The 13641-nt window shown below is 65.2% G+C and carries 10 protein-coding genes; 5 read left to right on the forward strand and 5 right to left on the reverse strand.

The window, feature by feature from the left end:
* Window positions 1-13: 13 nt before the first annotated feature.
* Window positions 14-1132: a cobalamin-independent methionine synthase II family protein gene (locus AC066Y_RS13515; protein ID WP_478274300.1), complete on the forward strand. Its 1119-nt coding sequence runs from the start codon at window positions 14-16 to the stop codon at window positions 1130-1132.
* A gap of 118 nt (window positions 1133-1250) precedes the next feature.
* Here AC066Y_RS13515 and AC066Y_RS13520 read toward each other — a convergent pair whose 3' ends face one another.
* Window positions 1251-2981 carry a caspase family protein gene (locus AC066Y_RS13520; protein WP_478274301.1) on the reverse strand — a complete coding sequence of 577 codons (1731 nt, stop codon included), beginning with the start codon at window positions 2979-2981 and terminating at the stop codon, window positions 1251-1253.
* Window positions 2982-3166: 185 nt separating this feature from the next.
* Between AC066Y_RS13520 and AC066Y_RS13525 the strand changes: the two genes are divergently transcribed.
* The 3 genes from AC066Y_RS13525 (at window position 3167) to ahcY (ending at window position 7408) form a co-directional block, all read left to right on the forward strand.
* On the forward strand, window positions 3167-4522 hold the full coding sequence (locus AC066Y_RS13525; RefSeq protein ID WP_092115496.1) for a hypothetical protein: 1356 nt from the start codon (window positions 3167-3169) through the stop codon (window positions 4520-4522).
* 60 nt (window positions 4523-4582) lie between these two features.
* A complete protein-coding gene (gene metK, locus AC066Y_RS13530; protein ID WP_223969238.1) occupies window positions 4583-5779 on the forward strand; it encodes a methionine adenosyltransferase in 1197 nt (398 codons plus the stop codon).
* A gap of 201 nt (window positions 5780-5980) precedes the next feature.
* Entirely contained in the window at window positions 5981-7408 is a 1428-nt protein-coding gene (gene ahcY, locus AC066Y_RS13535; RefSeq protein WP_092115494.1) for an adenosylhomocysteinase, read from the forward strand.
* A gap of 359 nt (window positions 7409-7767) precedes the next feature.
* On the opposite strand, the gene AC066Y_RS13540 is transcribed toward ahcY, so the two are convergent.
* The 4 genes from AC066Y_RS13540 to AC066Y_RS13555 are packed head-to-tail and all read right to left on the reverse strand — an operon-like array spanning window position 7768 to window position 12293.
* The gene (locus AC066Y_RS13540) at window positions 7768-8574 is read right to left on the reverse strand and encodes an IclR family transcriptional regulator (RefSeq protein ID WP_478274302.1); all 807 of its coding nucleotides are present in this window, start codon (window positions 8572-8574) and stop codon (window positions 7768-7770) included.
* 29 nt (window positions 8575-8603) lie between these two features.
* A complete protein-coding gene (locus AC066Y_RS13545) occupies window positions 8604-9368 on the reverse strand; it encodes an SDR family NAD(P)-dependent oxidoreductase (protein ID WP_478274303.1) in 765 nt (254 codons plus the stop codon).
* On the reverse strand, window positions 9365-11083 hold the full coding sequence (locus AC066Y_RS13550; protein WP_478274304.1) for an FAD-dependent oxidoreductase: 1719 nt from the start codon (window positions 11081-11083) through the stop codon (window positions 9365-9367). The genes AC066Y_RS13545 and AC066Y_RS13550 overlap by 4 nt, the downstream gene beginning before the upstream one ends.
* A 10-nt stretch (window positions 11084-11093) precedes the next feature.
* Entirely contained in the window at window positions 11094-12293 is a 1200-nt protein-coding gene (locus AC066Y_RS13555) for an ABC transporter substrate-binding protein (protein ID WP_478274305.1), read from the reverse strand.
* A 358-nt stretch (window positions 12294-12651) separates the two neighbouring features.
* Between AC066Y_RS13555 and AC066Y_RS13560 the strand changes: the two genes are divergently transcribed.
* A complete protein-coding gene (locus AC066Y_RS13560) occupies window positions 12652-13581 on the forward strand; it encodes an aspartyl/asparaginyl beta-hydroxylase domain-containing protein (protein ID WP_478274306.1) in 930 nt (309 codons plus the stop codon).
* Window positions 13582-13641: the final 60 nt, after the last annotated feature.

Below are 13641 nucleotides of genomic sequence, written 5' to 3' on the forward strand. Positions count from 1 at the left end.
CAGGGAGTTGACCATGCAACGAACAAAGCCACCGTTCCGCGCCGACGAGGTCGGCAGCCTGTTGCGTCCGCCGAAGATCAAGGAAGCGCGCGCCAGGCTGGAGAAGGGCGAGATCTCGGCCGACGAGCTGCGCAAGATCGAGGACATGGAGATCGAGAAGGTCGTGCACAAGCAGGCCTCGGTCGGCCTGAAGCTTGCGACCGACGGCGAGTTCCGCCGCTCCTGGTGGCACTTCGATTTCCTGAGCCACCTGACCGGCTGCGAGCTGTTCCACCCCGACATGGGCATCCAGTTCGCGGGCGTGCAGACCCGGCACGACGCCATCCGGGTGATCGGCAAGCTCGACTTCTCCGATCATCACCCGATGCTCGATCACTTCAGGTTCCTGAAGAAGTACGCCGACCAGGCGCATGTCACCCCGAAGATGACGATCCCGTCGCCGGCGGTGCTGCACTTCCGCGGCGGCCGCAAGCTGATCTCGAAGGAGGTCTATCCGGACCTTGAGGAGTTCTACCAGGACCTCGGCAAGACCTATCGCAAGGCGGTGAAGGCGTTCTACGACGCCGGTTGCCGTTACCTGCAATTCGACGACACGGTGTGGGCCTATCTGTGCGCGCAGGAGGAATTGCAGAAGTCGCGCGACCGCGGCGACAATCCCGATGGCCTGCAGGAGATCTATGCCCGCGTCATCAACTACGCGATCGCCGATCGTCCGTCCGACATGGTGATTACGACGCATGTCTGCCGCGGCAATTTCCGCTCGACCTGGATTTCCTCCGGGGGCTACGAGCCGGTCGCCGAGACCATGCTCGCCGGCACCAATTACGACGGCTACTTCCTCGAATATGATTCCGATCGTGCCGGCGGCTTCGAGCCGCTGCGCTTCCTGCCCAAGGGCAACAAGGTCGTGGTGGTCGGCGTCATCACCTCGAAGTTCGGCGAACTCGAGAAGAAGGACGACATCAAGCGGCGGCTGGAGGAGGCATCGAAGTTCGCGCCGATCGAGCAGCTTGCACTGTCCCCGCAATGCGGCTTCGCCTCGACCGAGGAGGGCAACATCCTCTCCGAGGAAGAGCAGTGGGCCAAGCTCAGGCTCGCGGTCGAGGTCGCCAACGAGGTGTGGGGCAAGTAGGCTTCGCAAGTCTCGTTTTCGTCATTGCGAGCGAAGCGAAGCAATCCATCTGCCCGCGAGGACGGAATGGATTGTTTCGTCGCTTCGCTCCTCGCAATGACGGGGAGAGAGCCTAGCGTCACTGCTCCGCCAGATAGACCTCGCCGAGCAGCGAGGAGTTCGACCACGGCACCTGCTTGCCCTTGGTCGCAGCGACGACCTCGGCACGGACTCGCGTCAGCATCTGCTGCACCTCGAGGCCGGGCGTGCCGACATGGCGCGACAGCGCGGCCGAGAATGGGCTGTTGGCGCCTTCGCCGTCGAGCGCGACCTGGCCCGGCGCGGTTGCGAACGCGATCAGCGTGCCGGCGCCGAGCGTCGAGCCCGATCCGAGCGAAGCCGGTGCGGCAAGGCCGGAGCCGGCCTCGATACCGCGGCTCGGGCCTGCGGATGCCACCTGCGGCGCCATCGGATTGTTGCGGCAGGCATCGAGGATCAGGATGTTGGTACGGATCTGATCGTCGAGGCCGGCCATGATGGTGTCCATGTCGACCATCGCGTCGGTCATGCGGCCGCCCGCCTTGAACTCGATATCGACCGGCACGAGGTAGTTGCGGCCGTCGACCTGCACGCCATGACCGGCGTAGTAGACCACGGCGATCTGCGACCGCGCCGCCTCGCGCAGGAAGTCATGGATCGTCTTCTGCATCGTGTCGCGATCGAGATCGAGTCCCTCGGAAACGGTGAAGCCGATGTCGCGCAGGCTCTTGGCGATGGCACGAGCATCGTTGGGCGGATTGGGCAGCGCCTTCACATGCGCATAGGCGCCGTTGCCGATCACCAGCGCGACGCGCCGGCCGGTTGCCGCGGCCTGCACGCGCGCCGCGGGTGTGGCCGGAGCTGCTGCCGCGGGCGCCGGCGGTGCGGGCGCAGGGCTGCTTTCGGCCGCAGGTGCCGCCACGCTCTTGCGCGGGGCTGCGTCGGCTTCCCTGAGCAGTGCGAGCCGCACCTTGGCGGTGGCCTGGTTGGCCTTGCTGCCGGCATCGGAGGCCTGGCCCTCGAGCACCGCGGCGTAGTCCTCCTTGGCGTGCGCTGCATCGCCCTTCGCCTCATAGGCGAGGCCGCGCTGGGTGTAGGCCGAGATCAGCACGCTGCCGGGCGGGGTCATGATGTTGGCGGGCGCCTTCGCCTTCGCCAGCCGGATCGCTTCTGAGGTGTCTGCAATCGCGCGCGCGATGTCGCCCTTGGCGCGCCAGATCACGGCGCGGCTGATCAGCGGCTGCGGCAGCGACGGGTCGATCCTGACGGCCTCGTTGATGTCGGCGAGCGCGCCGTCGAGATCGCCGAGCGCCTGCTTCGAGGCGCCGCGGTTCTGATAGGAGAAGGCCGACTTCGGACCGGCCTTGATCGCGGCGTCATAGTCGGCGATCGCCTTGGCGTAGTCGCCCTTGCCGCGATAGGCGTTGCCGCGGTTGTGAAAGATGATGCCGCTCGGCGGCCCCATGCGCAGCGCGTCGTTGAAGTCGGCAATCGCGATGTCGTACTCGCCCTTGTCGTAATAGGCCGAGCCGCGCAAATTGTAGACGGCAGTGCTCGGCTTCAGACGCAACGCCTCGGTGGCGTCAGCGATCACCTGCGCGTAGTTGCCCTTCTTGTTCCAGCCCACCGCGCGCCAGAAATAGATCGTCGCGAGCTTCTCGCCGGAAAACACCTTCAACGCGATGATCTTGGTGCAGGCGTCGATCATCTGGTCGGCCGGCGTGGTGTCGGTCGTGCAGAGCGGGCCGAGCTGGGAGCGCGCCTGGGCGACGCAGGGCGCCGACCACAGGATGGCCGCGAGCAGGCAGGGGATCAGGAGCAGTCGGCGCATCGGTCATCCGGGGGTAGGGCCGTCGCGGTGGTCGGTGGCGGCAAGGCGGTCCAGGAGGCTATCCATGACTGATTGGTGATCTGCCGTGGAGGGGGGTTCAACTGGTGGGAAAATGATGATAAGACCTTGCCGCTCACTATCTCTGCCCACTTTTGTCCCACTGGGCGCTGCCCACTCCAGGCACCATGAAGAACGACGAAATCCTCAGTCAGATCACGGATTTCTGCCGTCACTCCGACATGGCGGAGACGACGTTCGGCCGCCGTGCCGTCAACGACGGCAAGCTGGTGCACCGGCTGCGCGAGGGCAAGCGCATCACCATCGATACGCTCGACCGCATCAATGCGTTCATCGCGACCTCGACGCCGGGCGGCGTGGCGCCGCCGCGCGGCCTCGTGGTGCCGCCGGAAAAGCGCGATCCGAGGGGCAATTTTCGCTTTTTTGAGAACCGGCAGCGCTATCTGCTGTTCGTGCACACCTGCAGCGAGAAGCGGGTGATCGCCGACCGGGTTGCGCTCGAATTGGCCGCGATCCACCCGCGGCCCCCGGCGCTGCGAGTGTTCGATGCCGGCATGGGCGACGGCACGGTGCTGGCGCGGGTCCTGCGTGCCATGCATGGCCGCTTCCCACATATGCCGTTCTATGTCGCCGGCAAGGAACTGAGCCTGGAGGACGTCCGCCTCACCCTCGACAAGGTGCCCGACCGCCTGTTCGAGCACCCGGCCAGCGTCTTCGTGTTCACCAACATGTATTACGCCGAGGCGCCCTGGCTGACGCCAAAGAACTCCGCGGCCGCGGCCAGCATGATCTGGCACGAGGTGGCCCTGCGGGGTGCTTCCTCCGGCGAGTTCGAGACCCAGATCGCGGAACTCGGTCCCTTCCTGGAGCAGAACTGGCGCGCCAATCTCAGCCCCGGCAATGCGATGCCGATCTATGAGCGGCCGGTGGCGCTGGTGCTGTACCGGGACGACCACCGGTTCCTGCTCGATTCCATCATTCCCCGCGCCGGCCGGACCGAGGCCAATTTCGACCTGGTGATCGCCTCGCAGCCCTATCGCGCCAAATCCTCGGTGAATTTCCGCGCCAAGCGGATCATCGCGCCGCTGGCCCGGGCGCTGCGCGGCGGCGGACGGCTGATAGGAATCCACTCCCACGGAAGCGATCCCGGACTTGAAATCATTCAAGCAGTCTGGCCCGGAGAAAATCCTTTCGCCGTCAGCCGTCATGAGATACTGCGCGCTGTGAAATACGAGTTGGGCTCGGCCGGCCGCGAGCTGAATTTCAACGCCTACGCCGATAACCGTTCGATCTTCCGATATGATATGGAAGCGCTGCCTAATGAGGTGACCGGGTCGATCGGAACCTCGACCGCCTTCGCCGCCTGGAACGCAGCAGTGTATGTCGCGCAGATCGAAGATGAGCGGTTGACTGAAACGACCGAAAACGGACGAGCTCTCGAGGCCACACGCGAGGTTCTCCGTAAACACAACGGGCTGTGGTTCTACGACGAATCCTACGTCATCTCGCGGCGACGAGACTGACATTCCGGGGACATATTCACCAACCAACGTCGGACTTCGACGAAACAAGGGGTTTGCTTGATGCGCGCGTCTTATCTCTTCACCAGCGAGTCGGTCTCGGAAGGCCATCCGGACAAGGTCTGCGATCGCATCTCGGATGAGATCGTCGATCTGTTCTATCGCGAGGGGCCGAAGGCGGGCATCGACCCGTGGCAGATCCGCGCGGCGTGCGAAACGCTCGCGACCACCAACAAGGTGGTGATTGCCGGCGAAACCCGTGGGCCGGCCTCGGTCACCAACGAGCAGATCGAGGGCGTGGTTCGCTCCGCGATCAAGGACATCGGCTACGAGCAGGACGGCTTCCACTGGAACACCTGCGACATCGAGATCCTGCTGCATCCGCAGTCGGCCGACATCGCGCAGGGCGTCGACGCGCTGCAGCCGGGCGAGGTCAAGGAAGAGGGGGCCGGCGACCAGGGCATCATGTTCGGTTACGCCACCAACGAGACGCCGGACCTGATGCCGGCGCCGATCTTCTACGCCCATAAGATCCTGCGGCTGATCTCCGAAGCGCGCCACTCCGGCAAGGAGAAGGTGCTCGGTCCGGACTCCAAGAGCCAGGTCACCGTGCAGTACGAGAACGGCAAGCCGGTCGGCGTCCGCGAGATCGTGGTGTCGCACCAGCATCTGGTCGAGGACCTCTCGTCCAGCCAGATCCGCGACATCGTCGAGCCCTATGTGCGCGAGGCGCTGCCGAAGGAGTGGATCAACGGCAAGACGATCTGGCACATCAATCCGACCGGCAAGTTCTTCATCGGCGGTCCCGACGGCGACTCCGGCCTGACCGGTCGCAAGATCATCGTCGACACCTATGGCGGCGCAGCCCCGCACGGCGGCGGCGCGTTTTCCGGCAAGGATCCGACCAAGGTCGACCGTTCGGCCGCCTATGCCGCGCGCTACGTCGCCAAGAACATCGTCGCGGCCGGTCTCGCCGACCGCTGCACGCTGCAGCTCGCCTACGCGATCGGCGTAGCGCGTCCGCTGTCGATCTACATCGACACCCACGGCACCGGTAAGGTGTCGGAGGACGAGCTCGAGAAGGCGGCGGCCAAGGCGATGGATCTGACGCCGCGCGGCATCCGCACCCATCTCGATCTCAACCGCCCGATCTATGCGCGCACCTCGGCCTACGGACATTTCGGCCGTACGCCCGATAATGAGGGCGGCTTCTCCTGGGAGAAGACCGATCTCGTCGAGCCGCTGAAGCGCGCGCTCTGACGCTCTTACCTCGCCCCGCTTGCGGGGAGAGGTCGCCACGAAGTGGCGGGTGAGGGGGACTCTCCGCGAATTCAGTGCGCGGATGGAGCCCCTCACCCCAACCCTCTCCCCGTAAGAACGGGGAGAGGGAGTAGGCCGCGCCGTAGGGCGGTTGGCTCGCTTTGTTACTGACACGCTGAACACACCGACCAGGAAAACAACATGAACGCCCCCACGAAGCCCGGCTTCACCGACTACATCGTCAAGGACATTGCGCTCGCCGATTTCGGCCGCAAGGAGATCTCGCTGGCCGAGACCGAGATGCCCGGCCTGATGGCCACCCGCGAAGAGTTCGGCCCCAAGCAGCCGCTGAAGGGCGCGCGCATCGCGGGCTCGCTGCACATGACGATCCAGACCGCCGTGCTGATCGAGACGCTGGCCGCGCTCGGCGCCGACATCCGCTGGGTCTCCTGCAACATCTATTCGACCCAGGATCACGCCGCCGCCGCGATCGCCGCCGCCGGCATTCCGGTGTTCGCCGTGAAGGGCGAGACGCTGACCGAGTATTGGGACTACACCGCAAAACTGTTCGACTGGCATGGCGGCGGTACGCCGAACATGATCCTCGATGACGGCGGCGACGCCACCATGCTGGTGCATGCCGGCTACCGCGCCGAGCAGGGCGACACCGCGTTCCTCGACAAGCCGACCTCCGAGGAAGAAGAGATCTTCTACGCGCTGGTCAAGCGCCTGCTGAAGGAGAAGCCGAAGGGCTACTTCGCCGAGATCGCCAAGAACATCCAGGGCGTCTCGGAAGAGACCACCACGGGCGTGCATCGCCTGTACGAGATGGCCAACAAGGGCACGCTGCTGTTCCCGGCGATCAACGTCAACGACAGCGTCACCAAGTCGAAGTTCGACAACCTCTATGGCTGCCGCGAGTCGCTGGTCGACGGCATCCGCCGCGGCACCGACGTGATGCTGTCGGGCAAGGTCGCGATGGTCGCGGGCTTCGGCGACGTCGGCAAGGGCTCGGCGGCTTCGCTGCGCCAGGCCGGCTGCCGCGTCATGGTCTCCGAGGTCGATCCGATCTGCGCGCTGCAGGCGGCGATGGAAGGCTATGAGGTCGTGACCATGGAAGACGCGGCGCCGCGCGCCGACATCTTCGTCACCGCCACCGGCAACAAGGACATCATCACCATCGAGCACATGCGCGCGATGAAGGATCGCGCCATCGTCTGCAACATCGGTCACTTCGACAACGAGATCCAGATCGCTTCGCTGCGCAATCTGAAGTGGACCAACATCAAGCCGCAGGTCGACGAGATCGAATTCCCCGACAAGCATCGCATCATCATGCTGTCGGAAGGACGCCTGGTGAACCTCGGCAATGCGATGGGCCATCCGTCCTTCGTGATGTCGGCCTCGTTCACCAACCAGACGCTGGCGCAGATCGAGCTGTTCGCCAACAACAAGGACGGCAAGTACGCCAAGAAGGTCTACGTGCTGCCGAAGACGCTCGACGAGAAGGTCGCCCGCCTGCACCTTGCCAAGATCGGCGTCAAGCTGACCGAACTGCGCAAGGACCAGGCCGACTACATCGGCGTCAAGCAGGAAGGTCCGTACAAGTCGGACCATTACCGCTACTGATCTGCGCTGACCGTGATCGATGAAGTGAAGAGCCCCGGCATCGTCCGGGGCTTTTTGCTGAGGTGGTGTGGGGCGGGCCTCTTCGTCCGTCGTCCTGGCTTTAGCCAGGACGATACCGATAGTGTGGCGCGGTCTGCATCTACAAACCGTCGTCCCGAAGGCCGGGACCCATACGCCGCGGCGGATGTTGTCGGCGGGACTCGTCGTTCCAGAATCGCGCAACCATTTGCAGCGGTGGTTATGGGTCCCGGCCTTCGCCGGAACGACGATGAGGATCGTCTGGGTTCATGATGTCAAACAGCCAAGCTCTCGGTGTAATCACCCGCGCATGTGCATGAGAGGGCGGCTGAACACTCTGATCACTTCACCGCAATATCGACACCCCGCACCGTGCCGTGCCCGAGCTGCCGCGAGATGTCGCTCGCGCAATCACGCAGCGCGGTTGCGATCGCACTGTCCCAGCTGGCGTCGAAGGTGCCTTCGGGCCCCATCGCGGTGATGACCAAAGCCACGTGGCCGGCGTGATCGAACACCGGGGCGGCGAAGGCGTTGACGCCGGGAAGCGGATCGCCGATCGCGCGCGCGAGCCCGCGGCTCTGAACCTCGGCAAGCATCTCCGTGGTCTTCGCGGTGATGGTCTCGCGTTTCGGATTGTAGCCGACGCCGAGGCGGTCGAGGCCGCTCTCGAGCGCCGTCTTGACGGCGTTCGGCGGCATGAAGGCGGCGAAGGCGCGGCCGGTCGCGGTCTCGAGCAGCGCCACCACCGATCCGACGCGCATCGCGATATGCACGGGATGGCTCGGCTCCTCGAGCCGTACCACGGTCGCGCCGTGGGTGCCCCAAACCGACAGCGACACCGCATGATTGATGCTGTCGGCGAGCGCGGCGATCCGCGGCGTCGCGATCCGCACGGCGGAGAGCCGGCGCAGGCTGATCAAGCCGAGCTCGAGCGCGAGCGCCCCGATCTCATAGCGGCCGGTGGTCTCGTCCTGCTCGATCAGGCCGATGCGGGAAAAACTCACGAGATAGGGATGCGCCTTGGCCGGCGGCATGCCGGCCTCGCGGGCGAGATCGCGCAGCATCATCGGTTCGCCGCTGCGGGCGAGCGCGCGGAGCAATTCTCCGCCGACCTCGATCGATTGTATGCCGCGGCTTTCTCTCGTCATGTCGCCCTGTCAGTTCTTCGACAATTTGCTTATACGGCGAGAAACCCTCCGTCGACGGGTAGCGTCACGCCGTTCACATAAGATGCCAGCTCCGACGCCAGGAACACCACCGGGCCGACCAGCTCTTCCGGCTGTCCGACGCGGCCGAGCGGCGTGCGCCCCAGAAATCCGGCGAGCCGGGCAGGGTCGTTGCGGGTCGCCTTGGTCATCGCGGTCTCGATCACGCCGGGCGCGATTGCATTGACGCGAATGCCGTCGGCGGCAAGCTCGCGGGCGAGCGCCTGGGTGAGCAGCTTCACGCCGCCTTTCGACGGCGCGTAGCCCAGCGTATCGGCCACGCCGAGGAAGGAGGCGATCGAGCCGAGGTTGATGATCGTGCCGCGCGTCTCGCGCAGCGCCGGGAGGAAGGCGTGCGTGACGTTGAAGGTGCCGGTCAGGTTGACGTCGAGCACCCGCCGCCAATTCTCCTGGGCACGGGGCGAAGAGATCCCTTCACGGATGATGATGCCAGCATTGTTGACCAGAATCGCGATCGGCCCGACTTCGCGCGCCACACCCTGCGCCAGGGCGGAGCACGCCTCGGCATCGGTTACGTCGAGCTCGAACGACCAGGCCGCGCGGCCGCGCTGGCCAATGTCGGCAGCGGTCTGCTCGGCGCCGGCGCGATCGATGTCGGCGACCACGATTTCTGCGCCGTGCGCCGCGAGGCCAAGCGCGATGGCACGTCCGTTGCCGTGCGCGGCGCCGGTCACCAATGCGCGCTTGCCTGCCAGCAGCGTCGCCATCGTGCTCATGCCTCGCTGCTTTCCGCCGCGGCGCCGGCGATGTGCTTGCCCGCGATGTAACCGAAGGTCAGTGCGGGCCCGAGCGTGATGCCGGCGCCGGGATAGTTGCCGCCCATGATGCTCGCCATGTCGTTGCCGGCGGCATAGAGGCCGGCGATCGGCTGCCCATCGGCGTCGAGCGCGCGGGCATTGGCATCGGTGCGGATGCCGGCATAGGTGCCGAGATCGCCGACCACCATCTTGATGGCGTAGAACGGCCCGTGCTGGATCGGCGCGATGCACGGATTGGGGCCGTGCAGCGCATCGCCCTGATAGCGGTTGTAGGCGCGCGAGCCCTTGCCGAAGACGGGGTCGCGGCCCTCCGCCGCGGTTGTGTTGAACGCCGCGACGGTTGCCTCGAGCGCTTTGGCGTCGATGCCGGCCTGCGCAGCAAGCTCGGACAGCGTCGCGCCTCGCTTGAGATAGCCGGTCTTCAGATGGTGGCCGAGCGGCATCGGGCGCGGCGGCACGCAGCCGAGGCCGTATTTGCGCAGCGTCTCGTGATCGCAGACGAGATAGGCCGCGATCTCCTCGCCGGGGTTCGCCGCCTTGATCATCGCCTGCACGAAGTCGTGGTAGGAATTGCCTTCATTGGCAAAGCGCTTGCCGTCGCGCATGACCGCGATCACCCCGGGCTTGGCGCGGTCGATGAAATGCGGCATCACGCCCTTCGAGCCGTCCTTGCGGGTGGTGACCGAGACCGGCACCCAGGCCGCGGCATTCGGCAGCGAGTCCTCGACGCGGCCGCCGGCCGACTCCGCGAGCCGCAGGCCGTCGCCGGTGTTGCCGGCAGGTCCCGGCGAGTAGTGCTCTTTCCCGGTCGGCGCGTGCGGAAACATCTTCTGCCGCCGCGCGACGTCATGCGGGAAGCCGCCGCAGGCGAGCACGACGCCACGCTTGGCGTTGACGCGGATGGTGCGGCCTTCGCGCTCGATGACCGCGCCGCGCACCACGCCGTTCTCGACGATCAATTCGCGCACCGGCGAATTGAGCCAGAGCGGGATCCTGAGGTCGAAGGCGGATTTCGCCAGCCGGCCGGCCAGCGCATTGCCATTGGTCAGCGTCATGCCGCGGCCGTTGCGCATCACGTCGATCGCGTGCTTCGACAGCCGCCTGGCGACATAGGCCGCCGAGGTCAGCGACCGCGTCGCGCGCATGAAATGGACGATCTCCTTGCCGGAGCCGAGCATCATGCCGAACACGGTGAGCTCGGGCAGGGGGCTGCCGAGATTTTTGAGGGCGTCGCCGAGCTCGTGGGCGTCGAACGGCCGCGTCACCATCGAGCGGCCGCCCTGCGCGCCGCCGGGCGCTTCCGCATGATAGTCCGGGAAGGTCAGCGGCATGTCGAAGCGCACCGCGGTCTTGGTCGTGAAGAAGTCGACCGCCTTCGGCCCTTCGGTCAGGAACGCATCGACGCGCGCGGCATCGAAGCTGTTGCCGGCCTCGTGGCGCAAATAGGTCCTGGCCTGATCGGGGCCTTCCTCGATGCCCCAGGCCTTCGCCAGCGAGGTGCCGGGAATCCACAGCCAGCCGCCGGAGCGCGCGGTGGTGCCGCCGAAGCGCGGCTCCTTCTCGACGACGAGGACTTTCAGGCCATGATGGCCGGCGGTGACCGCCGCCGACAGCCCGGCGCAGCCGGAGCCGACGACGAGCGCGTCGCAGTCATAGGTTTCTTCGTTGGCCACGCGATCGATCCTATTTCTTGAGCAGCGGGCACTTGGACTCTGACACCGGACGATAGGCGTCCTCGCCCTTCACCGTCTTGATGATGTCGAGATAGTCCCACGGCTCCTTGGATTCCGAGGGCTTCTTCACCTTCGCCAGATACATGTCGCGGATGACGCGGCCGTCCTCGCGCAGCTTGCCGCCATGCACGAAGGTGTCCTCGATCGGCAGCTCGCGCATCTTCGCCATCACCGCTTTCGGATCATCTGTGCCGGCGGCTTGGATCGCCTTCAAATAGTGCAGCACCGAGCCATAGACGCCGGTCTGGATCATGGTCGGCATCACGTTGGTGCGGGCGTAGAATTTCTTCGACCAGGCGCGGGTCGTCTCATCCATGTTCCAGTAGGACGCCGTCGTCATGTAGGTGCCTTGCGCGGCGTTGAGCCCGATCGCATGCACGTCGGTGTCGAACATCAAAAGGCCGACCAGCTTCTGGCCGCCCTGCACGAGGCCGAACTCGCCGGACTGCTTGATCGAATTGTCGGTGTCCTGGCCGGCATTGGCGAACGCCACCACGTCCGCCTTCGAGCTCTGCGCCTGCAGCGCGAACGAGGAGAAGTCGGCCGTGTTGGTCGGATGGCGCACGCTGCCGAGCACCTTGCCGCCCATCTCATTGATGAAGCGCGTCGCATCCTTCTCGAGCTGCTGGCCGAAGGCGTAGTCCGCGGTGATGAAGTACCAGGACTTGCCGCCCTCCGCGATCACGGCCGAGGCCGTGACCTTCGACAGCGCGTAGGTGTCGTAGGTGAAGTGCACGGTGTTGGGGCTGCACAATTCGTCGGTCAGCGAGCTCGCGCCGGGGCCGGACAGCAGCGCGATCTTGTTGCGCTCGCGCACCATGTTGTGGACGGCGATTGCAATGCCGGAATTGGGAATGTCGACGACGGCGTCGACCTTGCCGTTGTCGAACCAGCCGCGCACGATCTGGACGCCGACGTCGGTCTTCATCTGATGGTCGGCCGAGATGATCTCGATCGGTTTGCCGAGCACGGTGGGGCCGAATTCCTCGACCGCCATCTTGGCCGCTTCGACCGAGCCCGGGCCGGAATTGTCGCGCCCCCAGCTCGACAGGTCGGTCAGCACCCCGATGCGCACGATGTCATCGGAAACCTGCGCGTGCGCGGCCGTGGTCATCGCCGCGAGAATGGCTGCCGCCAAAACGTGTCTCATCGTTCCTCCCTCTGATGTCCGCGTTCTCGGGCGGACCATCTGGCGATTAGTAATTATCTAATCGGTTTGTCAATGACGAATAATAGGTGTGGGAATGTTGCCACAGGGCGGTCCGCTCGAATGAGGCGGTGCTTCACATTTGGTGAGCATACGCTTACATGGCTCATCCGGGATGGCACCGCGGCAGAACTTCGGGCTCGCGCCAGAGTTCAGCGGCAGTGCCAAGTCACTATGAAACAGGGGAATTTCGCGGACGGCGTTGCGCTTCGCCGCCCGGGGCTAAGCCGCCCATCAAGGGTCAAGGCTGCTACGGGGCGGTGCACGGAGAGCATCGGCGCGCTGCGATCATAGACGGACCATGTTGAGACAACTCTTTGCGCCGCAGCTCGTCATTCTCTACGTGCTGGCGGCCTCCACGCTCTACGTACACTTCCGCGGCAAGCAACGGCTGCGCTTCGCCCGCCAGCTCGGCGATCACTCGACCTACCTCGCGCCCTACAATGTGCTGATGTATGCGGGCTCAGCGGTGCCGAACACGCCGGTGATCCCGGTCGAGCAGTTTCCCGAGCTCAAGAAGCTCTCCGACAATTGGGAGACGATCCGCGACGAGGCGACGCGCCTGTTCGACGAGGGCTTCATCCGTGCCGCGGCCAAGAACAACGACTGGGGCTTCTACTCGTTCTTCAAGAGCGGCTGGAAGCGGTTCTATCTGAAATGGTACGACGACTTCCTGCCGTCGGCGCGCACGCTGTGCCCGAAGACGGTGGAGCTGCTGAACTCGATCCCGAACGTGCACGGCGCGATGTTTGCGATGCTGCCGCCCGGCGGCAAGCTCGGGGCGCATCGCGATCCCTTCGCCGGCTCGCTGCGCTATCACCTTGGCCTGGTGACGCCGAACTCGAAGGAGTGCCGCATCCTGGTCGACGGCGTCGAATGCGTCTGGCGCGACGGCGAAGCCTTCATGTTCGACGAGACCTTCATCCACAGCGCCGAGAACAAGACCGACGTCAACCGCATCATTCTGTTCTGCGACGTCGAGCGCCCGATGAAGTACGGCTTCATGACCCGGATCAATCGCTGGGTCAGCCACAACATCGTCAAGGCGTCGGCGACCCAGAACGTCGACGGCGAACATGTCGGCGCGCTGAACAAGGTGTTCGGCAAGCTCTACGAGATCCATCTCGCCAGCCGCAAGGTCAAGGCGTGGAACCGGAACGTGTACTACACGCTGAAATATTCCCTGACCGCGCTGATCCTCGGCCTGATCGTGGTGTCGGCGCTGCGGTGAAGGCAGCGGCCGCGCCGCGTTGAACGCAAAAGCCCCGGAGCAAACCGGGGCTTTTTGTCT

This window comes from Bradyrhizobium sp. USDA3010 (genome assembly GCF_056429065.1).